This is a genomic window from Paraburkholderia phytofirmans PsJN (assembly GCF_000020125.1).
GTDB lineage: Bacteria > Pseudomonadota > Gammaproteobacteria > Burkholderiales > Burkholderiaceae > Paraburkholderia > Paraburkholderia phytofirmans.
The window spans coordinates 1,420,504-1,440,632 of sequence record NC_010681.1; the positions used below are offsets into that span (position 1 = coordinate 1,420,504).

A 20,129-nucleotide genomic window follows, 5' to 3' on the forward strand; every position below is an offset into this window, starting at 1 on the left:
TGGTTATGCACAGATTTGCAAACAGATTCTGTTGATAACTTCGCGCGCGCGATGCCGGGGCCAAATGAATGTTTTCAACCAATATGGCGGGTGTATGCTCAACCCGTTAGTTTCTGTTTGAGAGCACTCGACCACACCGCTATCCGGCCGTGGCTCATTGAAGATCAAAACCGCGCTGCGCGCTTTTTGCCCGCTGTGGCCGCGGCTTTTTACAAGCGTGAACGCGATGGACAGGATGAACCCGGCAGCATCCATTGGGCGGCCGGATGAATGAGCCGCAGCGTTTCACGGTGCGCCACGTCAGCGTCTACCGTTATTCGGAACCCGTGCGCTTCGGCGAACATCGCATGATGTTCCGGCCGCGCGCGAGCCACGATTTGCGTCTTGTCACCAACAAGCTGGTGATCACGCCCGTGCCGTCGCGGCTGCATTGGCTGCACGACGTGTTCGACAACTCGGTGGCGGTCGCGAGTTTCGCGGACAAAGCGAACGAATTGCGCTTCGACAGCGAAGTGACACTCGAACACTTCGAAGCGCCGATGCCCGATTACGCGCTCGAACCGTATGCGGTGAACTGGCCGTTCGCCTACACCAACGAGGAAGCGTCCGATCTCGTGAACGCGCGCAGCCGCCAGTATCCGGACAGCGACGTGGACGAGTGGGCGCGCCGTTTCGTGCCGACCGCGGGTGTTGCCGCAAAGAGCGCCGCAGGCAGCAAACGCGGCGCCGCAGGCAGTGGCACGATGGCGCTCCTGCGCGCCATGACGCTCGAAATCAAGAGCACGTTTTTCTATGTGCGGCGCACGGAAAAAGGCGTGAACCGTCCCGGCGACACCTTGCGCAGCCGCAGCGGCAGTTGCCGCGATTTTGCCGTGCTGATGATGGACGCGGTGCGCTCGCTCGGCCTCGCGGCGCGCTTCGTGAGCGGCTACATATTCGTTCCCGAGCACGACGCCACGCAAGGCGGCGGCGCCACGCAAGGCGGCGGCGCGACGCACGCGTGGTTGCAGATCTATTTGCCAGGCGCCGGCTGGGTCGATTTCGATCCGACCAACAGCATCGTCGGCAATCGCCATCTGATTCGCGTGGCGGTGGCGTGGAACGCCTATCAGGCGCTGCCCTTGTGGGGCACATGGCATGGCGCGCCGCATTCGTTTCGCGGTTTGCAGGTGGACGTGAGCGTGACGGAAGGCGAATGACAGTCAAAGCCCGGCGCATACGGACGAGCAAGGGCGATCAAGATCGAATGAACGCGCGCCGCGAGTCACGGCGTGTCGAATCGAAACGTGTTTGCGGGGAGTGCCGCTTCGGGCGGCTCGCCGTGCGCGTCAATTGAATGTTTCAACTGGAAGAGGGCGCCGCGATGAAATTGCGCGTTGGCTACGAGCTGGTCTATGAGTGCGTGCAACCGACGCCGATGATGCTGATGTTGAACACCCACTATTCGCATGCGAAAGAAGTGCTGAATCCCGACTTGCTGGCGGTCGATCCGCCGGTGCCGATCAGCCAGTATCGCGACTCGTTCGGCAATCTGTGCAGCCGGCTGGTGGCGCCGCCGGGAAAGATTTCCTTTTCGACGAGCGCGGTGCTTGAAGTATCGTCCGAGCCGGAGACGCGGCCGCCGTACACCGAACAGCATCCGGTGGAAATGCTGCCCGACGACACGCTGGTCTTTCTGCTCGGCAGCCGCTATTGCGAAACCGATCTGCTCTCCGAATTCGCGTGGCAGACCTTCGGCAAGCTGCCGCTCGGCCGCGGGCGCGTGGATGCGATCTGCAATTACGTGCACAACCACATCGTGTTCGGCTACGACTTTGCGCGTTCGACCAAGACCGCATGGCAGGCCTGGCAGGAGCGCAAAGGCGTGTGCCGTGACTTCGCGCATCTGGCCGTGGCGCTATGCCGGGCCATGAATATTCCGGCGCGCTATTGCACGGGCTATATCAGCGACGTCGGCCTGCCGCCGCCGTACGCCCCGATGGATTTCGCCGCGTGGTTCGAGGCCTATGTCGGCGGATGCTGGCAGACGTTCGACCCGCGCAACAACGCGCCGCGCACGGGGCGTGTGCTGATGGCGCGAGGACGCGACGCGGCCGACGTGGCGCTCAGCAATGCGTTCGGGCCCACGCAGCTGTTGAAATTCGCGGTGGTGTGCGAGCCTGTCTAGCTGCGTGGCGGATAAAGATCTAAAGTTTCAGACGTGAAATGCCGACATGTTCGGCATCCACACCCGCTTCACGAACTGATCTGTCAACAGCATGATGTTCCGCGCTTTAGCCGCTACGTCCGCAGTCATTCTGCTCGCCATGCCGTCGGTGCATGCTTTGCAGGCTGCGCCGTTGGAGCTCGCTTCGATCCCGGTAAGTTTGACCGTGCAGGAAGCCTGCCTCGTGCAGTCCGCCGACGCGCTGATCAGTACGGCGAATCAGCCGGAGGTGTCCTGTATCCACGGGGCGCCGTTCCAGATCACGCAGGCCGGGTTCGATCCCGGCACGCCAGCCGACACTGCACGCAACGCGACGCAGCCAGTCGAATTCGTCGCCACCCACGACACGCAACACACCGTCTGGACCGTCAACTTTTAGTGGTTTCCTCGCATCGGGCTTTCCTCAGAAAGTGATCGTCGCGGTGATCGTGTCGCTGTAGCTGCCCGGCATGGGAGTGCTCTGTGCCGGCACGCGGCCATACACGTTGATCGATAGGGCATTGCCGCTACCCGTGCCGGTGGCCATCGTGGTGCCGGCCGTGCCGTCACCCCAGGCGCTTGTGTGGCCTGAATCCGTGTAGAGCTGGTAATTCACCGTGCCGCCGCCGCCTGAGCGCTGCATCTGCCGGGCCGCGACGTTGCCGCTCGAGCCGCTGCTGAGCGCGATCCGGTACGCGTCGCCGTTGGTGCAGCGCGCCGTGATCGCGCCAGTCGCGTTGAGTGCGGAGCTGAGCACGCCCGTCGACGTGAACGCGATGTTCGTCGCGCTGATCAGGCAGTTGTTGACGACCGTTGCGTTGACGGTGAAACCGAAGCTGCCGGCGCTCGTCGTCAGCGAGGCGCATGTCGGCCCGAGCAGCAGAAAGAAGGCGTAGGTCAGAGAGGTTTGGCTCAACGTCTGTGAATAACTGGTGCTGCTGTTACCTGTGGTCGGCACGGCCGGCTGATTGGCGGCGATCTGGCCGTAGAAATTGACCGTCGCTGAGGCGGTCGTGCCGCTCACCGGTTTCTCCAGCGTCAGCGATATCGGCGTCGTGCCGAGCGTGCTCGAGCCCCATGCGAGCGAATGCGCCGCGTCCTGGTACAGATCGTATTGCAGCTGGTTGCTGCCGGCGCTCAGATGGCGCGGCGTCGTGCCGCCCATGTTCAGGCACACCTGCACACTCGGCGTCAGCGTGACCGCGGGCCACGTGCATTGCACCGTGACGCTGCCGGTTGCGGCCACGGCGCTGAGGCTGATGGGGCTCACGTTGCCGAAGCTTAGCGCCGACGGACTCGCCGTGCAGGTCTGCGCGCTAACGTGGCGCGGCATGATGCCGAGCAGGGCGCATAGTGCGAGGAGCAGCAGGAGCCGTTTCATTGCGCTGCTCTTGCGTGCGGCAGCAGGCTGTCGAGCAGAACGCGTTGCAGGAAGGGCAAAAAGATACCGCCTCATTGCGCTGCCTTCACGTTTGTCGCGGCATCCGTGACTGCATTCGCCGCGGCATTCGCTGTAGCGTTCATTGCTGCGGTTGCCGCTGCATTAGCTGCTGCATTCATCGCTGCATTCGTCGCAGCGGCCGACATTGCATCCGCTGCCGCGTTGGAACCACGCGCGCCGCAGGTCAGCGGTCCGATGGTCGGCAACGAGCCGTTAGCAGGGCGCTCGTAGATGAATTCGACGCTACACGTCGCGGAGCCGTTCTCGACTTCCAGATGATTGTCGTGCTGCAGGTTTTCGATGAAAGTCAGGCCGTCGTAGCCGACGATCGTGTCCACCCCGCTTTCCACGTGGTGCACGCGCGTGCCCGGCGGCATCAGGTGGCCGTCGGCGCTGCGCAGAATCACCGAGGCCGCGCTATAGCGCGACACGCGGAAGCTCGCCAGCACGCCGGCACGCGACTTCGGCACGAGGTCCATCGCGGTCGTGGCGATACGCGCGTCGGCAGGCAGATTCATGCTGTCGATCCCGACCTGGTTGTGCTGGTACGCGTTCAGATCGGGAATCAGCAGATGCCCACCGCGGTCGGTCGTACCGATCACGCGGTTCTCGTGCAGCACCGGCACGCTCGCCGCGCCGTCGGTGGAAACCAGCGCGAAGCCGTCGTCGATCCGGCGCGCCGGTTGCACGGTGCGGTCCATCAGCACGATCGCGCCGGTGACGTCGAGCGAGGCGCCCGCATGCCGGTCGATGTCCTGCGCAAGTGCCGTCACCTGGCCATATCTGCCGAGATATCGCGCCTGCGCCTGACGGTACGGCACCGCGCCGGAGCCGCCCGCCTGCACGCCCCAACCCCAGCCGCCGGCGTAATCGGGTGGACGCTGCGCGTTGACGTTGTAGGTGGACTGGCCGTTCTGGCGGCCCACGCTCGCGTTGATCGCGGTGTTATTGCCGAGCCCGAAACTCGCGGTCAGAAACACGCCTTGCGCGTTGTGCTGCAGAAAGTCTTTGTAGGTGCTGAGCGTGAGCGACGCGAGATTGCCGAAGTTGAGCGTGTACGACAGCGAGCCGATGCGCGACGCCGGCACGCCGGGATAACGGTAGCCGACGTAGCTAAGCGACAGCGTCTGGCGGCTGAAGAAGGGCAACGCCAGCGTGACGCGGTCGGTGGCGGTGGGCACGGGTGTGCCGTCGCGCGCGGCGAGGTCGCCGTAGTTGCCGTACACGCGCAAGGTTTGTGCGTCGATCGAGAAGTGTGGCTCGATCAGTTGATAGCCGAGACCGAGTTGGATGCCGTTCAGCTTACCCGCGCTCCCCGACACCGAGCCATTGATCACACCCGCCATGCCTATGCGCACCAGCGCGCCGGCGCCCGCATTGGCGAGTCCGCCGGTCGCTTCCGCGTGGCCTTCCAGCGTCAGCGTGTCGCTCATGCCGCGGCGCGCGGTGGCGCTGACGGCGGGACGCGGATCGTAGGAAAACGAATCGATGCCGTATGCGCGGCGCAGGAAGCCGGCTTCGAACGAATAGCTCGACAGGCCCGCGGCCAGCATGCGCGTATCGACGTAGAGCGGCAGCGAAGTCGAAATGGTGCGGCCGAGCGCGTCGTGCGTAATCACGGTGGCTTCGCCCGCGCCGGTGATGCCCGGCACGTTGTTGACGATAAACGGTCCGCTCGGCACGTTGCCGCTGAACTGGCGCACGTTGTTGATATACAGGTCCACCGCCGACGGGACCACGGCCGTGCCCGACAGCGCCTGCACGGGAAAGGTCACGAGGTCGGGGCGCAGCGCGAAGTTGCTGCGCCACTGAAACCCGCCGATGCGAATCGAGCGGCTCCAGTCGAGCGATGACGAAATGGTGTCGCCGAACTGGGTAGTGCTGAGCGCCGCGGGATTCGACCTGCTCCACGAAGTGTCGTATCGCACGTAGCGATGCAGATCGCGATATAGATACGCAATGCCGGTGTTGCTCAACACACCGGCCGGGTCGAAGTAGCGTTGCTCGCTCCATAGTGCGAACTGCGCGTTGGTGTCGGTTTGCGCGAACGCATCGTAGTTGATCAGAAAGCCGCGCGACGCAGTGGCGTTCGGCGTCTGCGCCAGCTCGCGCGTGTCGAACGTGTATGGCTTGCGGATGGCGTCGGGCACCTGCAGGTCGATGCTCTGACGCCCGGCGTCGTAGTGATAGCGCAGGCCAGGGATCTGGTCGAGTTCGAGCGTGGCGGTGTCGGCGGCGCCGAGCTTCTCCGTGGCGACGCCGATGTCGCTCAAATCCCTGGCCGTCGCGCTGAGCCGGCCGTCGCTTTCGCGAAAGTGGGCGATCAAAGAAGTGCGTTGGCCGTTCAGCATGACTTCCAGATACAGATCACGGCCCGCAGCGGAAGCTTGCGCGGGCTTCGCTGTGACAGACCTTGCGCTGTCCACGTTGGCGGCTGGCGTGGGCGCGCGGGCATCGGCGTGACGGCCGCCCATGTCCACGTCCGAGTCGGTGCGCGCATCGACGCCCGTATCCGCGAACTGCAGTGAAGGCTGCGCTTCGGCCCGGTCCATGCCCAGCATGTACAACGTGGCTGCGAGCGCGATGGCATGCGGTTTCCATCCAAGACGTATTCGCCGTCGTGTCATTCTCATTGGTTGAATGGCGGTCGATCGTGTCCGTTCCCCATGGCCGGGGCGCGCTCGTGGCCGGCGGCGTGTGCTCGCCGGCTGTCTTATGCCCTCGCATGTTTACTCGACAGTCACGCTGGCTTCAGCCGGCAAAGAGTTGACAGCGGCGCGCACCTTCAGCGGACCGTTCTGCGCGACGTTGTCGGGGAGCGTGATCGGCCAGTGCCGTTGACGCCCGGCAAGCGCATAGCCGAGCAGTCCCTTGTTGATCGGGTAGGCGTTGCCGGCGTTGTCGATCAATTGCACGGCGGCGATTTGCGCGCGCCTACGGCCCGTGTTGTCGACGCGCAGCATCCAGGCTTGCTCGCCGGTGCCGCGCGATAGATGCCACGACAGCCTGGGCTGGCCGACGTCGACGGCCGGTTCGACGAACACCGGCACCGAGTAGCGAAGGCGGATCGTCACGCCGCTGGTCGGCGCGGCGTCGGCTTCCGGCAACTCGTCGATCAGCACGCGATAACCCTGCTCGGATGCGGATGGCGCTGGCGCGGTGCGCACCAGCCGCACCAACTGGTCGGCATGGCCGGCGATCTGGATCAGCGGCGGGCTGGCGACGAGGTCCTGGGTCGGCGTGAGGGTGTCGTCGCCGTTAGCCTGATCCCAGCGGAACACGCGCACCTGACCGAACAGCGGCTTCTCGCCGGGGTTTTTCAGCGTGATGCCGGTGGCGTTGGCTTCGGCCGCCATGTCGACCATGACGGGCGAAATCTGCAGCGTGGCCGCGTGCGCGAATGTCGGACTCAGACACCACGCGCAGGCGCATGCCGCCAGGAGCCGGCGAGGCGCGCTCATGGCGCTCGCACGACGCGTCAAAAGTAGACCGTGGCGGTGATGGTGGTCTGGTAGGTGTCAGGTTTCGGCGTGGTCTGCGCGGGCACCTGACCGTACACCACAATCGATTGCGCCGACCCGGTGCCGGTGCCGCTGACGGTATTCGTACCTTGGGTGTTGCCCCACGCCGTGGTGTGGCCGGCGTCCTGATACAGCTGGAAGCCGACGGTAGTGGACGTGTTGCCGGTGGCGGTGCCGGCCATCAGGCGATTGGTCACGGTTGAGCCGGTGACGGTGCCGGCGTCGAGCCCGACGTTGTACGGCGTGGTGTTGGTGCAGGTCACGGCAACCGTGGTCTGCTGGTTGATGGCGGTGGCGAGCACGCCGTTCGTGCCGAAGTTCAGCGGGTTGGCGCTGATCGAGCAATTGGCGTTGAGCGTGAGCGTGACGGTAAAGGTGGTGACTGCGGTGCCGTTCGAATAAACCGCGGCGTGCGCGAGCTGCAAAGGCAAGCCGAACATCAAGGCGACGATCAAGCTGGATGACAGCAATTTTTGTTTCATCACGCTACCTCTCTCTCGGGCCTACGAAACACCGGTTGTCATTGCGCGGTCATTAGAATCGAACCCGCCAGATAACGGGATGAATTACTGAAAATGCCGTGCTGGATAATCGCGTTATGTGAGTAGTCAATAGGATTGATGAAAATTAGTCTACACAGACTTTCTGGATCGTACAAATTATTGCGTAATGAATTGATATCGAATTCCGCGTAAGAGGCTCGCCCTGATTGGATCTTGAGGAGGGGGCGGGAAATTTGTTCTGAATGATGGCTGGGGCAATTACCTAAATGCGGTATTTTTTTCTAATTGATAATTTTGCGTGACTATAGAGTGGTGGCAATTGCGAATGCATAATTATGCAAATCGAATTTTTTTAAGAAATTTTGATTGGCCTATTGAAAGGTGCGTAGGCGAGAAAGTCGATGTAATGGCGCGCCCAGCGTCCGATATGAATCACGGCATTCGGGTGAGCCAACGCGACTTCATTCCCCGAGCGCCAGTGCGCGCTGCTTCCTCCGCACCAGCGCCGCACCGATCGACACCGCCGCGCCGATGCCGCCCATCGTCAGCGAAAGAATGACGATAAGCGGCCCGGTTTGCGTGCGCGCCGAGAATACGCTGACCAGCAAGCCGGCGAGCGGCTGCGTCATGTTGTTTAGAAGGATCACCACGCCGGTCGTCTTGCCGTAGTCTTGCGCTGGAATGATTTGTTGCCGCGCGCTGCGGATGTAGACGTTGAACATCTTGTCGAAGCCGACGATCAGCAGGAAGCCGAGCGCATAGCCCCACGGCGCCGCGCTCGCGCCGGCGATCACGCCGCCCGCGCAGATCGAGACGAAGGCGACCAGTCCCAAAGTGCGCGCCGGCCAGGCGGCGCGTGCGATCGTCAACAGAATCAGCACCGTAGCCACGGCGCCGGCTGTTTGCAGTCCGGCATAGTAGCGATTCGATTGCGCATGAAGGCCGGTCACCATGGCGGCGGACGTGGCGAGCGTCACGCCGATCACCAGATTTTCAGCGGCGGCGAGCAGCACGACTTTCTTCAGGCCCGGCAGCATCAGCACATGCCGCAGCGCGATACGCAGCGGCAGCGTCCAGTGGCCCGGCGCCGGGGGCGGCGGCTCGGCGGCGCGAAAACCGCTGGTGCGGTGCCACAGCAGCAGTGCGGCATCGGCGAGGAGAAACAGCGTGCCGGTTGCGCCGACGACCCATTCCCAACGCCACAAGCCGAGCAGCAGTGCGGCGAGCATCGGACCGAGCACGAACCCCAACTGATCGGCCAACTGCGAGTAGGCAAGCACGCGCTGAAACTGCTGCGTACTGAAGATTTGCGGCAGCATGACTTCACGCGCGACCAAGCCTTGGCTCGTCAACACGCCGCAGACCGCCGAGAGCGCGATCAACCAGCCGATGCCGCCGAACAACGCATAAGCGAGTATGCCGCCGAAACATGCCAGCGCCCGCACCGTCTGGCTCACGCGCATCAACCTGAGCGGCGAGATGCGGTCGCACAAGGCGCCGAAGAAAGGAAACACCAGATAGCGCGGCAGCGTTTCGATAAAGAACGCGAGGCCCGACCACGAGACTTGATGTGTGGTCTGGAAGACGACGAGCGGCACGAGAAACAGCAGGACCTGATCGGCGAGACGCGCGACAAACAGCGAGCAGAAGAAAGCCTGATGGTTGACGCGCACCGTTCATGTCCCGCCGTTAATGAGCCGAGACCGATCCTATCAAAGATGGAGGCGTCGCGTCCCAGGCCGGCAAGCTCGCTGCGCTGCGCCGTGAGTGCTCGGCGCGTTGCAAGCGGACCGCGCGCCGACGCCGGCGACGCGCGGTCAGGGGCGTACTTCAGGCGCCGCGATAAGCCGCTTCGAGCGGCGCGATATCGAGCTTGACCATGCTCATCATCTGCTTCATCACGCGGCTCGCCTTGACTGTGTCCGGGTCGCGCAGCATCTCGCCGAGTACGTCGGGCGCGATCTGCCACGAGACGCCGAAGCGGTCCTGAAGCCAGCCGCATTGCCACTCCTTGCCGCCGTCGAGGAGCTTTGTCCAGTAACGGTCGATTTCCTCCTGCGACTTGCAGTGCACGAACAGCGAAATCGCCGGCGTGAAGGGGAACTGCGGGCCGCCGTTCAGGGCCATGAACTCCTGGCCTTCGATCTCGAACGTGATGGCCAGCACCTCGCCCTCCGGCCCGGGTCCCGCATCCGTGTAGTGCATTGTGGTGGCGATGCGGGAATCGGAAAACACGGACGTATAGAAGCGTGCCGCTTCTTCGGCATTGCCGTCGAACCACAGGCACGGCGCAATCTTTTGCATGACGTTTCTCCTCCTTCTCACCGGGCGGACCGTGCCTTACTTCATGCAGTCCATCATGCCTTTCTGGATTTCTTCCGGGCTCAGGTCGCGCTTGTGCGTGGCCAACGACCAGCTATGGCCGAACGGGTCTTTCACCTGGCCGTAACGATCGCCCCAGAACATGTCGGTGACGGGCATCACGGCGGTCGCGCCGGCGTCGACTGCCTGCTTGAAGCTGGCGTCGACATCTTCCACATAGTAGTGAATCGTGACGGGCGTGCCTTTCAGCGTATTCGGGCCGAACGACTGGTGCTCGGGCCATTCGTCGGTCAGCATCAGCATGGAGTCGCCGATCTTCAGCGTGGCGTGCATGACCTTGCCGTTCGGGCCCGGCAGGCGGACCTGTTCGACGGCGTTGAAGGCTTTCGTGTAGAACGCGATGGCTTCGGCGGCATTGGCGCAGATCAGATACGGGGTGAGCGAATGCATTCCCTCGGGGATCGGTTTGACAGCGTTGCTGGACATGACGGCGACTCCTTGAAGTAACAGGTTCGTGAGTTGAAAGACCGACTCGTCGAGTCAGGTCTTCAACGTTACGACGAGTACATGACCGTTGAATCGACACTCCGGAAAAAATATTTTTTGGCGCGCGTCTCAACCGGCGGCATTGTCCTCGTCCGGCGGCGCGGCGGACGGCGCCGGCGCGCCGAGGATGCTGATCTGGAACGTCGGCGTCGCCGCGAGGGATTGCAGCGTGGCGTCTTCGGGAATGTGTTCGAACAGCGGCAGAATCACCGAGCCGCCGATCACCGCGCGCCGGCTGTTGTCGGCGGGCCGCAAGCCCCATACGTCCTGATAGACGACCGGCACCGCGCTGCCGTTGCGGGTGGTGTTGCCGATATACAGCATCACGTGGCCGCCGATGTAGATCAGCGTGCGCAACGGTTCGCCGTGTTGCGCCAGATAGTCGAGCCGCTGCGCGGGCGTGGACGACGACAGATCGATCATGCGCCCGGCGCTCATCTGCGTGGACGAATGGCGCGGCAGCCAGACGCCGAACGCGGCGAAGATGCTTTGCAGTTCCGACGAGCAGTCGTTGTAGAGCCCGCTATTGCCCCAGCCGTAGGGGCGGCCGATCAGCGTTTTCATCAGCATCGCCAGATGGCGCGGCGTGGCGGCGAGCGACGCCGGCGCGATTTGCGCGTCGCTCAGGGCGGCGCTGCGGATCAACGCCTGGCCGTCGGCGTCGCGGGCCGGGACGAGTATTTGACGCGCGGCTGCCGGCCCGGCTACGGCGCCAATGTCGCTCGCCGCAGGCTTGGCTTGCGCCGGCCGCGCGGCGTTGGCGGGCTCGATCGGCAGCAGCGTGCCGGCCGGCGCGTCGAAGCGGAACACGCCGCGGCTGTCGCGCACCGGCGCCGACGCCACGATCACCGCGCCGAGCGATTTGCCCGTTGCGGCGCGCCATGTATCGACGAAGCGATCGTCGGCCATGCCGACGCCGTCGCTGCGCACCCAGCCCTGCACGTCGGGCGTCTGCACGTAATGCCACGCGCCGTCGACGCTGCCGCCGAGCACATACAGCGGCGTGCCGGGACGCACGGCCGAGATCTGCAGGTTGTCGAACGGATAGCCTTCGCCGGCCAGATGGTGGTCGTAGAACGACGGATCGGTGGTCGGCAGTTCGCGCACCATCAGGTTGCCGGTGGCGATCGCGCGGCGCCGCGGCTGATAAACGGCCATCTGCGTGAACTGCGCGACATTCATGTTTTGCGCGATGGCGTCGATCCACGCCTTGTCGTGCGGCCGGAAATTTTCGCCGTAGCCGATGTCCGCGCCGCTCTTGCCGGTGTTGTCGAACCGGTCGATACGCCGCTGCTGCAATGCGGCAATGTCCGCGCCTTGCTGCCGGTAGACGCGCATCGTGACGTAGCTGGCATTCCACGGCGAGGGCGCCGCAGTGCCGGTGCCGAAATAGCGCGCGTAGAGCGCTGTGAAGTGCGCCTGCTGATCCGCCGGACTCAGGAACGGCTGGTCGTAGCCCGGGCTGTCCGGTTCGAGCCAGTGATCGACGTTCTGGTCGTAGTGTGCGATGGGAAACAGCGTGACGGTATCGAGCGGCGCATGGGTGTCGTGCGTCGGCGACGGGTTGCTGCAGGCGGCGATCGCCGCGACGGCGGCGCACAGCGCGGCGGCACGGCAGGCGTTCGGCCAGGCGGCGGCAACGCGGGATAGGACGGCAACGGGCATGAGGTTCGGCGAAGAAGGTCTAGGGCACGATGATACGGTGTCGGCGCACTGTGCAGCACGTTGTAGCGGCACAGCGTTGCGCGCACCCATGCATAATGCTTATGCGGATGCATTGGAGGTTCGCATCGTCCATAGCGGCTGCGCGATACCGTGCTTCACGCGCAGACTGCCGCAGCCGGCGCCTGTTTCATTACACTCAATGCTCAACCCAACGCATGGCCTCGAAACAACGTTCGCACCAGGCCGCCTGATCAAGAGGAACAACATGCAAACCAGCGCACGCAATCAATTCGCCGGCGAAGTCACCGAACTCAAACACGGCGCCGTGAACGACGAAGTCACGCTGCGCACTCAGGACGGCCTTGAGATCGTCTCGATCATCACCCACGGCAGCGCGGCGTCGCTCGGCCTCGCGGTGGGCAAGAAAGCTTTTGCGCTGGTCAAGGCTTCGTCGGTGATCGTGATGGTCGACGTCGCGCAAAATCAGGTGTCGGCGCGCAATTGCATCGCCGGTACGGTGGCGGCGCTCACGAAGGGCGCGGTGAATTCCGAAGTATCGATCAGTGCCGGCGGCGCGCAGATCGCGGCAATCATCACCAATGAGAGCGTCGATCGCCTCGGCCTCGCGAACGGCAAAGCGGCGACGGCAATCTTCAAGGCGTCGAGCGTGATCATCGGCGTCGATCAGTAGTCGTCGTGTATTGTCGCGTGGTTCCGAGGCTGGCAGGCCTGACGGACCCGGAACGAAAGAGGGCTTGACTCTGTGCGCCCGTCGTCGCGCGGCGCCGGCATGCCGTGAAGGAAATGGCGGCTTGCTTTAAACTGCACGACTCGCTGCTCCTCTTTCCGCTTTCATCACGGACGCCGTCATGTTCGAAGTCTCCTCCGCCTCGCATCTGCCCAAAGCCGCGCACTATGAAGAACTGGTCGCGCAGGCGCGCTCGCTGCTCGCCGGCGAAACCGACTGGATCGCCAACGCCGCGAATTTTTCCGCCTTCGTGTTTCATTCGCTCAGCGATCTGAACTGGGCCGGCTTTTATTTCCACGATGGTAAGGAACTGGTCGTCGGACCGTTCCAGGGCAAGCCGGCGTGCGTGCGAATTCCGCTCGGCAAGGGCGTCTGCGGCACGGCTGCACAGACGCGGCAAACGCAGGTGGTGCGCGACGTGCGCGAGTTTCCCGGCCATATCGCCTGCGATTCGGCTTCGCAATCGGAAATCGTCGTGCCGCTCGTCGCGCCGGACGGCACGCTGATCGGCGTGTGGGATGTGGACAGTCCGAGCGTCGCGCGCTTCGACGAAGAAGACGCGAAGGGCATGGAAGCGCTATGCGCGGTGTTTATCGAAGCGGCGTTGCCGCGCGCTGCGTAAAAAACACAGCGGCGACGGGGCGGCGCCGTATGCTTCTCCGTACATAGAGTCAATGCAGTTCAGGGGATGGGTCGGTGAACCTCATCCCGCTATCGTTCTCTGCCGCGCGCTCGAAACAACTCATGAGCACGACGAACCTCACCAGGTTTGGAGACATGCATGGGTTCCGTCGCTGCAACTGCCACTGCGACCGCCAGCCCGCCGACATTCCAACGTTCCTCGCCTTTACCCCCACAACTGCACTTTCGATAGCCACGACTGGGAGATTCTCAGCCGCTACTGGCAACCGGTGGCGTTCGCCGCCAAGGTCACCGACAAACTCATCAATCAGTGTGACGCTGCTCGACGTCCTGCTCGTGGTGTTCCACTCGTACGGCCAACCGGTGAGCGCGCGCAACGCATCGCGCAAGCGTGCCGCTCGCGAAGATCGGGGATTACACCAAGGGAAACGATTGCCGCGAAGATTGCGGGGCGGCCAATTCGGCGGGGGCGCGAAAGCCGTTATCATACGCACGGTTGCCCGAAACATCGGACCGGAATTTCGAGGCTCTACTGGTTGCGCCCACGCGTCAGGAACACGCTCGATCGCTCTCACTACTCAGGAAAATCAAAAGGCCGGCGCGATGCAAGTCCCCCTCTACGCCGAAACGCGTACGCGCGATGCCGCGCTTGCATCGGCGCCTTACGGCATGTTTACCTGCACTGCGGACGGCACGTTCGACTGCGTCAACGCCGCTTTCGAAAAGCTGACGGGACTGGCGGCTGAAGAACTGATCGGCCGGCGCACCTTCGAGTCTTTGTTCGATCCGGCCGAACTGGCCAAGCGTCGCGCCGAACTGCCGTCGCTTGCCATGGTGACTTCGCGCTATGAAGGCGAGTGGAGCTTCTTGCGACGCAACGGCACGCCGGTTCGCGTTGTGCTGGCGTTGGCGCCGCTCGTCACCGAGCCCGCGCGGACCGCTTGTCCCGCGCTGTATGTGGGCATCGCCATCGACATGACGCGTTACGCGCAATCGGAAGCGCGTCTCTGGTACGTCGCGCATCACGACGGCGTGACCCGCCTGCCGAATCAAACGCTTTTCACCGAACGGCTGGAACTCACGATCGCGCGTTGCGAGCGTAGCGGCAGCGGTTTTACCGTGCTGATCGCCGAGCTCGATCATCTGCGCAAACTGCGCGACGCGCTCGGCTTGCATGCGGCCGAACTCGTGCTGCAAATCGTCGGCGAACGGTTGCGCGGTCTTTTTCCGAACGACGGCACGATCGCCTCGATCGGCGGCACGCAGTTCGCATTGCTGGTCAACGAAACCGGCCCGGCGGCCGATGCGTTCGCCGCCGAAGCGCTGGGCCGCATTGCCGAGGCGATCGATTACGCCGGCACCGCGTTGAACATTACCGCGAGCATCGGCATCGTGGCGTATCCGGCCGACGGCGGCGATGCGCCTACGCTGATGCGCCGCGCGGGCGTGGCGTTGTCGGCGGCCTCGGCGGTGAACGGCAATGCGGTGCGGCGCTTTTCCACCGCGCTCGAAGGCCAGGCCGCGCGCCGCTTCGAACTGCAGACCATGTTGCGCGACGCAATCGATCGTCAGCAACTGCATCTCGTGTATCAACCGCAGGTCACGCTCTCCAACGGCCATATCGCGCAGGTGGAGGCGCTGCTGCGCTGGAACCACCCGCAACGCGGCCTGATCAGTCCCGTCGAATTCGTGCCGGTTGCGGAGGAGGCGGGCTTGATCGAGCAGATCGGCGAGTGGGTGATCCGGACCGCGTGCCGCGATGCCGGCAAGTTGCTGCGGCTGACGGGCAACTTGCCGCGCTTCGCGGTGAACGTCTCGCCGCAGCAGTTCCAGCGGCACAATCTGTTCGAGACCATCCGCGAGGCGTTGGAAGATGCCGCACTCGACCCGTCGTATCTCGAAGTGGAAATCACCGAGGGCGTTCTGCTCGGCGACACCGAACAGGCGTTGCAGACGCTCTTTGCATTACGCGATCTGGGCGTGGAGGTGGCGGTAGACGACTTCGGCACCGGCTATTCGAGCCTCGCTTATCTGACGCGCTTTCCGTTGAATCGCCTGAAAATCGACCGCTCGTTTGTGATGCGCATGAGCACCGATCCGCAGTGCGCGGCGCTGGTGGGCGCCATCATCGCGATGGCGCACGCGCTCAAACTGCGCGTGACGGCCGAAGGCGTCGAAACGGCGGAGCAGGCCGCGCAACTCGAAGCGCTCGGTTGCGATGAAGCGCAAGGCTTCTGGTTTTCGCGGCCGATCACCGTTGCGGCACTGCGTAATCTGTTGAGGCCCTTGGGCACTCTCTGAAGCCGGAGGGCGGGCGGCAAGGATTGCCGTGCGCCTGCATGTGCTTAGCCATCCCTATCAATTATTCAGTCGATGCAGCGCGTCGCCGCGATGAACGGCATGCTTGCCGCTTTTCTCGCTTTGCACCTCGTAGTGTGGATCGGATGTGGAGGCATCGACGGTTCTGCCATCCACGGTCGTGTGGGTAGAAATGACGCGCACAATCTTGCCGTGCGTGACACCTTGCGGCGTGTTCCAGCTGACACGGTCGCCAGATTTCAGATGTTGGGACATGTGACGCTCCACGGTGGCATTCCGCATATTTGCGTATTCGGATATGGGAGCAAGTCGCGTGCCTTCGCACATGAAAAGTGAAGAGCGGGAACGTAACCTGCTTCCTTGCGTCAGGGTACCTATACCGTAACGGACCGAAGACTCAAGATGAACGATCTCCTGACCCGACTTTTTCACTTCCAGCCGTCGTTGCTCGTCACGCTGACGCACGACGCCCTGCATATCGTGCTGGCCGTGCTGATCCTCGCGCTCGGCTGGTGGCTGTCGAACCGCGTCGGCTCCATGTTCGCCCGCGCGCTCGCGCGCACACATGCTGACCCGACCCTCGCGCCGATGCTGGCGGCCATGGGCACCTGGGCCGTGCGGGTGCTCGTTTTCATCGCGGCGCTCAGCGAAGTCGGCATCGCGACCGCAAGCGTGCTTGCGGTGCTGGGCGCCGCCGGTCTCGCAATTGGGCTCGCGCTGCAAGGCACGCTGCAAAATATCGCGGCCGGCATGATGCTGTTGATGCTGCGGCCGTTTCGCGTCGGCGATGTGATCGAAGGCAGCGGCGCGGCAGCAGGCATCGTGCGCGAAGTGGGGCTCTTCACCACCCGCATCGAACGCGGCGACGGCAATGCCGTGTTCGTGCCGAACAGCCAGATCTGGAGCAATCCGGTGATCAACTACAGCAGCGGCGGCACGCAGCGCATCGAGGTCGAAGTGGGCCTCGCGCAGCGCAAGGACGTCGACGCCGCGATCGGCGAATTGAAGAAACTCGTCGCCGACGAACCGCGCGTGCTGGGCGGTGCCACGCTCGCGCCGATCGTGACGGTCGCGGACTATCCGGACGATGGCGGCGCGACGCTGCGCATCGCGGCGTGGGTGCGCACGCCGGACGCGTCGCTGACCAGCGGCGACCTGCACGAGCACGCGCAGGCCGCGCTCGAACAGGCCGGTTGCCCGGTAGCGGCGTAGTTCGCCGCGGGCGTTGCACCTCGCCACCGTGCGACAGCGACGCGCCGGCGCCGACGGCCCGTAGACGGGCGTGAGGCACACCGTACCAATCGCACCGCGTGCCGTCTGGCGACCGCCTCTATAATCGTTCACTGCTCATTCACAATGAACCGGACTCGTTTGACGTTTGACCGACACATCTGAAACCACTGTCCGCTCGTCTTCGGGTGGAAACGAGGGGGCGGCCGGCGCACTACCCGCTGCGCTTGTCGCGCTGCGCGCCGCGACCGCTGAACGCCACGAACTGCTGCACGAAATCATGCCGCTGTCGGTCGACAGCGTCGCATTGCGCGACTATCTCGCGCACCTGCAAATTCTGCGTGACTGGCTCGAACCGCTCGAAGCCTGGCTGGGCACTTTCAGCGATGGTCCGCAGTCGCCGCTGCTTCCAGCGCGCATCAACCGCCTGGCGCTGATCGACGCCGATCTCGCGCATGAATCGGCGCTGCCGCAGGAGCGCGCCGCCTCGGCGGCGTGGAACGCGCACCGCTGGCAAGGCGGCGCGAGTGCTGCCTATCGCTGGGGCGTCTGCTATGTGATCGAAGGTTCGCAACTCGGCGGCGCGGTGCTGTATGCGCGCCTGAAAGACCGCCTCGCGCCGCATCCGCTAGGCTTTCTGCAAGCCGGCCGCGAATCGCTCGCCGCGCGCTGGCAGGCCTTCCATCGCGCCATGGCTGCGGAGGTTGCCCATTCCACCCTGATCGATGAAGCGTGCCGCGGCGCGGCCGATGCCTTCGACCGTCTGATCGAACTCGCGCGGCGCCCTGTCACGGCCGCCTGCGCGAACGCCGATTGAAGCGCGACCGGAACACACCTATGGACAGCCGCCACCAGGAACCTTCCTCGCCGACTCGCCAGTTCGACGCAGCCGCCGCATTCGAGGCGTTGCCCGAGGCCTACCTGATCCTCAACCACCGCTACGAGATCCTGCTCGCCAACGCACGTTATCTGCACTTGACGGGGCAGTCGGCGGTCGATCTGCTCGGCAAATCGATTCTCGACGTTAATCAGTTCGGCTCGTCCGAGCAACGGGAAGCGCGGCGTGCGTGGCTGACCACTGCCTTGCGCGAGCTGTCCACTGGCGAGTCGAAATGGTCGCCGCTGTTTCGCTACGAAATGCCCGGTCACGCGGGGGCAGGCGGCGAGAGCGAAACCCGGCTGCCGCGCTACTGGACGATCAAGGCGAGCCTGTTGCCCGCGCGTGACGGACAAGCCAGCGCGATCGCGCTGCGTGTGAGCGAAGTCACCGAGCGCGTTTCCGACTACGAACGCGACCAGCGTGAGCGCGCGAAGCTGCGCTCGCAGGCCCAACTGCGCCGGCTCCTCGCCGATGAAGCCAGGGCGCAATTGCGCGAGCAGCAGGAGCGCTTCCAGATTGCCATGACGTTTTCGCAACTGGGCGCGTGGGAACTGGATCCGGTGACCGGTGCGATTGATTGCACCGATCAATGCAAGTTGAACCTCGGTCTGGGGTTGAACGCGGAGTTGACCGCAGCGCGCCTGTTCGACGAAATCGTGCATCCCGAAGACCGCGCCCGTTTGCGTGATGCGATGAATCAGGCGCTGGCGGCCCACGACCATTTCGAAGTCGATTACCGGGTCGGCTGGGCAAACGGCAGTGTGCGCTGGATCCTCGTGCGCGGCGTCGGCCGTTTCCTGCCGGACGGCACCTTGAGTTCCATCATCGGCTTCACGCTCGACATCACGTCGCGGAAAGAAGCCGAACTAGAGCAGCGGGAGATCGCGGCTTCCGAGAAACGCATGCGCGAGCATAGCGAACGTCTCGCCATGGCAATGGATCATTTCGTCACCACCGTCAGCCACGAACTGCGCTCGCCGCTTTCGGCCATCATGTCGTGGACCGATCTGTTGCAGCGCGCAGCCGATCCTTCGCATCTGGCGCGCGCCACCAGCGTGATCAGCCGCAACGCGCGGCAACTGTCGCATATGGTGGACGATCTGCTCGACAGCGGCGCGATCGTGACCGGCAAATTGTCGGTCAATTTGCAGCCCGTCGATCTTGGCGCGCTGGCCGGGATCATCGCTGAAGATATGCGCATGCATGCCGAAGCCAAAGGCTTGCGGCTGATTGCGGACGATCTGGCGTCCGCTACGGTGCTCGCCGACGAAGGCCGCATGAAGCAGGTGGTCTGGAATCTCGTGTCGAACGCGGTGAAATTCAGCCCGCAAGGCACCGTCGAACTGTCGGTGCGGGCCGACGCCGAGTGTGTCGAAGTCGCGGTGCGCGATACCGGGCTCGGTCTGGATCGGGAATCGATGGAGCGGATTTTCGAACGCTTCCAGCAGTTCGGTGCCGATGGTTCTGGCCGCGTGGCCGGTCTCGGTTTGGGATTGTGGCTCGTGAAGAACCTGGTGGATCTGCACGGCGGCACGGTCACCGCGGAAAGCCCCGGCCCGGGACAGGGCGCGACGTTTCGGGTGAGGCTGCCGGCGTACCGCTAGTGCGCGGTGATGAAGCGCGCTAGCGTGGTCGATCGATGCTGCAAATCAGCGTGGATCAGCGTGTTTCAGCGTGCATCAACGTGGATAAGGCGGCGGCTCGTTCAGCACGCCCCAGAACACGCCGAGGTCGTTGATCGCCGCCATGAAATCGTCGAACGCGACGGGTTTCACCACGTAGGCATTGACGCCGAGATCGTAACTGCGCAACAGATCGCTTTCTTCGCGCGACGACGTCAGCATCACCACCGGAATGCGCTTGAGTTTGTCGTCGGCGCGCAGGGCTTTGAGCACCTCGTGACCATCGATCTTGGGCAGCTTCTTGTCGAGCAGAATCACCGCTGGATTGTCTTCCGAGCGGTTCGCCCATTGGCCTTCGCGGCGCAGATATTGCAAGGCTTCCTCGCCGTCGCGCAAAGACACGACGGGATTGGCGAGGCGCGTTTTTTCGAGCGCGATCAGCGTGAGCTCCACGTCGTTGGGATTGTCTTCAACCAGCAGGAAAGGTCTTAGCACGCTGTGTCCT

General features: G+C 63.8%; 19 protein-coding genes. 9 read left to right on the top strand and 10 right to left on the bottom strand.

The genetic code is table 11. From position 1 onward, the window contains the following. Positions 1 to 266 precede the first annotated feature (266 nt). From BPHYT_RS06225 to BPHYT_RS06235, 3 genes are all read left to right on the top strand, one after another. Positions 267 to 1,199 (top strand): transglutaminase family protein, encoded by a 933-nt coding sequence (locus BPHYT_RS06225; protein WP_012432299.1) that lies wholly within the window; start codon positions 267 to 269, stop codon positions 1,197 to 1,199. A 164-nt stretch (positions 1,200 to 1,363) separates the two neighbouring features. After that, the gene (locus tag BPHYT_RS06230; protein WP_012432300.1) at positions 1,364 to 2,167 is read left to right on the top strand and encodes a transglutaminase-like domain-containing protein; all 804 of its coding nucleotides are present in this window, start codon (positions 1,364 to 1,366) and stop codon (positions 2,165 to 2,167) included. A gap of 91 nt (positions 2,168 to 2,258) precedes the next feature. Beyond that, positions 2,259 to 2,585 (top strand): hypothetical protein, encoded by a 327-nt coding sequence (locus BPHYT_RS06235; RefSeq protein WP_012432301.1) that lies wholly within the window; start codon positions 2,259 to 2,261, stop codon positions 2,583 to 2,585. A 24-nt stretch (positions 2,586 to 2,609) separates the two neighbouring features. Here BPHYT_RS06235 and BPHYT_RS06240 read toward each other — a convergent pair whose 3' ends face one another. From BPHYT_RS06240 to BPHYT_RS06275, 8 genes are all read right to left on the bottom strand, one after another. After that, positions 2,610 to 3,566 (bottom strand): Csu type fimbrial protein, encoded by a 957-nt coding sequence (locus tag BPHYT_RS06240; protein WP_012432302.1) that lies wholly within the window; start codon positions 3,564 to 3,566, stop codon positions 2,610 to 2,612. Positions 3,567 to 3,637: 71 nt separating this feature from the next. After that, positions 3,638 to 6,100 carry a fimbria/pilus outer membrane usher protein gene (locus tag BPHYT_RS06245; protein ID WP_167315753.1) on the bottom strand — a complete coding sequence of 821 codons (2,463 nt, stop codon included), beginning with the start codon at positions 6,098 to 6,100 and terminating at the stop codon, positions 3,638 to 3,640. A 255-nt stretch (positions 6,101 to 6,355) separates the two neighbouring features. Further along, on the bottom strand, positions 6,356 to 7,087 hold the full coding sequence (locus BPHYT_RS06250) for a fimbrial biogenesis chaperone (protein ID WP_012432304.1): 732 nt from the start codon (positions 7,085 to 7,087) through the stop codon (positions 6,356 to 6,358). A 17-nt stretch (positions 7,088 to 7,104) separates the two neighbouring features. Continuing rightward, positions 7,105 to 7,587, bottom strand: a complete 483-nt coding sequence (locus BPHYT_RS06255; RefSeq protein WP_049869140.1) for a Csu type fimbrial protein — start codon at positions 7,585 to 7,587, stop codon at positions 7,105 to 7,107. A 524-nt stretch (positions 7,588 to 8,111) separates the two neighbouring features. After that, complete coding sequence (locus tag BPHYT_RS06260; RefSeq protein ID WP_012432306.1) at positions 8,112 to 9,323, bottom strand: MFS transporter; 1,212 nt, start codon at positions 9,321 to 9,323, stop codon at positions 8,112 to 8,114. Positions 9,324 to 9,480: 157 nt separating this feature from the next. Next, positions 9,481 to 9,954 carry a VOC family protein gene (locus BPHYT_RS06265; protein WP_012432307.1) on the bottom strand — a complete coding sequence of 158 codons (474 nt, stop codon included), beginning with the start codon at positions 9,952 to 9,954 and terminating at the stop codon, positions 9,481 to 9,483. Between the two features lie 36 nt (positions 9,955 to 9,990). Further along, positions 9,991 to 10,458 carry a VOC family protein gene (locus BPHYT_RS06270; RefSeq protein ID WP_012432308.1) on the bottom strand — a complete coding sequence of 156 codons (468 nt, stop codon included), beginning with the start codon at positions 10,456 to 10,458 and terminating at the stop codon, positions 9,991 to 9,993. Positions 10,459 to 10,587: 129 nt separating this feature from the next. Continuing rightward, complete coding sequence (locus BPHYT_RS06275; RefSeq protein ID WP_012432309.1) at positions 10,588 to 12,183, bottom strand: SH3 domain-containing C40 family peptidase; 1,596 nt, start codon at positions 12,181 to 12,183, stop codon at positions 10,588 to 10,590. 265 nt (positions 12,184 to 12,448) lie between these two features. Between BPHYT_RS06275 and BPHYT_RS06280 the strand changes: the two genes are divergently transcribed. From BPHYT_RS06280 to BPHYT_RS06295, 3 genes are all read left to right on the top strand, one after another. Beyond that, complete coding sequence (locus BPHYT_RS06280) at positions 12,449 to 12,874, top strand: TOBE domain-containing protein (RefSeq protein WP_012432310.1); 426 nt, start codon at positions 12,449 to 12,451, stop codon at positions 12,872 to 12,874. 178 nt (positions 12,875 to 13,052) lie between these two features. Then, a complete protein-coding gene (locus tag BPHYT_RS06285; protein WP_012432311.1) occupies positions 13,053 to 13,553 on the top strand; it encodes a GAF domain-containing protein in 501 nt (166 codons plus the stop codon). A gap of 623 nt (positions 13,554 to 14,176) precedes the next feature. Continuing rightward, a complete protein-coding gene (locus tag BPHYT_RS06295; protein ID WP_012432313.1) occupies positions 14,177 to 15,874 on the top strand; it encodes a putative bifunctional diguanylate cyclase/phosphodiesterase in 1,698 nt (565 codons plus the stop codon). A 57-nt stretch (positions 15,875 to 15,931) separates the two neighbouring features. On the opposite strand, the gene BPHYT_RS06300 is transcribed toward BPHYT_RS06295, so the two are convergent. Continuing rightward, complete coding sequence (locus BPHYT_RS06300; protein WP_012432314.1) at positions 15,932 to 16,147, bottom strand: hypervirulence associated TUDOR domain-containing protein; 216 nt, start codon at positions 16,145 to 16,147, stop codon at positions 15,932 to 15,934. Between the two features lie 147 nt (positions 16,148 to 16,294). On the opposite strand from BPHYT_RS06300, the gene BPHYT_RS06305 reads away from it, so the two are divergent. From BPHYT_RS06305 to BPHYT_RS06315, 3 genes are all read left to right on the top strand, one after another. Further along, entirely contained in the window at positions 16,295 to 17,104 is an 810-nt protein-coding gene (locus tag BPHYT_RS06305; RefSeq protein WP_012432315.1) for a mechanosensitive ion channel family protein, read from the top strand. Positions 17,105 to 17,270: 166 nt separating this feature from the next. Beyond that, entirely contained in the window at positions 17,271 to 17,939 is a 669-nt protein-coding gene (locus BPHYT_RS06310; protein WP_012432316.1) for a biliverdin-producing heme oxygenase, read from the top strand. Between the two features lie 20 nt (positions 17,940 to 17,959). Beyond that, positions 17,960 to 19,606, top strand: coding sequence for a sensor histidine kinase (locus BPHYT_RS06315; protein WP_012432317.1), 1,647 nt, complete (start codon positions 17,960 to 17,962; stop codon positions 19,604 to 19,606). Positions 19,607 to 19,681: 75 nt separating this feature from the next. Here the strand turns inward: BPHYT_RS06315 and BPHYT_RS06320 are convergent, their stop codons facing one another. Further along, complete coding sequence (locus BPHYT_RS06320) at positions 19,682 to 20,119, bottom strand: response regulator (RefSeq protein ID WP_041758811.1); 438 nt, start codon at positions 20,117 to 20,119, stop codon at positions 19,682 to 19,684. Between the last annotated feature and the right edge of the window lie 10 nt (positions 20,120 to 20,129).

Bases quoted from the DNA above. Each gene is read 5' to 3' on its own strand.
- BPHYT_RS06265 (WP_012432307.1), bottom strand. From the start codon at position 9,954: ATGCAAAAGATTGCGCCGTGCCTGTGGTTCGACGGCAATGCCGAAGAA.
- BPHYT_RS06255 (WP_049869140.1), bottom strand. From the start codon at position 7,587: ATGTTCGGCTTGCCTTTGCAGCTCGCGCACGCCGCGGTTTATTCGAAC.
- BPHYT_RS06295 (WP_012432313.1), top strand. From the start codon at position 14,177: ATGCAAGTCCCCCTCTACGCCGAAACGCGTACGCGCGATGCCGCGCTT.
- BPHYT_RS06270 (WP_012432308.1), bottom strand. From the start codon at position 10,458: ATGTCCAGCAACGCTGTCAAACCGATCCCCGAGGGAATGCATTCGCTC.
- BPHYT_RS06245 (WP_167315753.1), bottom strand. From the start codon at position 6,100: ATGGGCGGCCGTCACGCCGATGCCCGCGCGCCCACGCCAGCCGCCAAC.
- BPHYT_RS06285 (WP_012432311.1), top strand. From the start codon at position 13,053: ATGTTCGAAGTCTCCTCCGCCTCGCATCTGCCCAAAGCCGCGCACTAT.
- BPHYT_RS06315 (WP_012432317.1), top strand. From the start codon at position 17,960: ATGGACAGCCGCCACCAGGAACCTTCCTCGCCGACTCGCCAGTTCGAC.
- BPHYT_RS06280 (WP_012432310.1), top strand. From the start codon at position 12,449: ATGCAAACCAGCGCACGCAATCAATTCGCCGGCGAAGTCACCGAACTC.
- BPHYT_RS06240 (WP_012432302.1), bottom strand. From the start codon at position 3,566: ATGAAACGGCTCCTGCTGCTCCTCGCACTATGCGCCCTGCTCGGCATC.
- BPHYT_RS06235 (WP_012432301.1), top strand. From the start codon at position 2,259: ATGATGTTCCGCGCTTTAGCCGCTACGTCCGCAGTCATTCTGCTCGCC.
- BPHYT_RS06230 (WP_012432300.1), top strand. From the start codon at position 1,364: ATGAAATTGCGCGTTGGCTACGAGCTGGTCTATGAGTGCGTGCAACCG.
- BPHYT_RS06305 (WP_012432315.1), top strand. From the start codon at position 16,295: ATGAACGATCTCCTGACCCGACTTTTTCACTTCCAGCCGTCGTTGCTC.
- BPHYT_RS06275 (WP_012432309.1), bottom strand. From the start codon at position 12,183: ATGCCCGTTGCCGTCCTATCCCGCGTTGCCGCCGCCTGGCCGAACGCC.
- BPHYT_RS06225 (WP_012432299.1), top strand. From the start codon at position 267: ATGAATGAGCCGCAGCGTTTCACGGTGCGCCACGTCAGCGTCTACCGT.
- BPHYT_RS06300 (WP_012432314.1), bottom strand. From the start codon at position 16,147: ATGTCCCAACATCTGAAATCTGGCGACCGTGTCAGCTGGAACACGCCG.
- BPHYT_RS06250 (WP_012432304.1), bottom strand. From the start codon at position 7,087: ATGAGCGCGCCTCGCCGGCTCCTGGCGGCATGCGCCTGCGCGTGGTGT.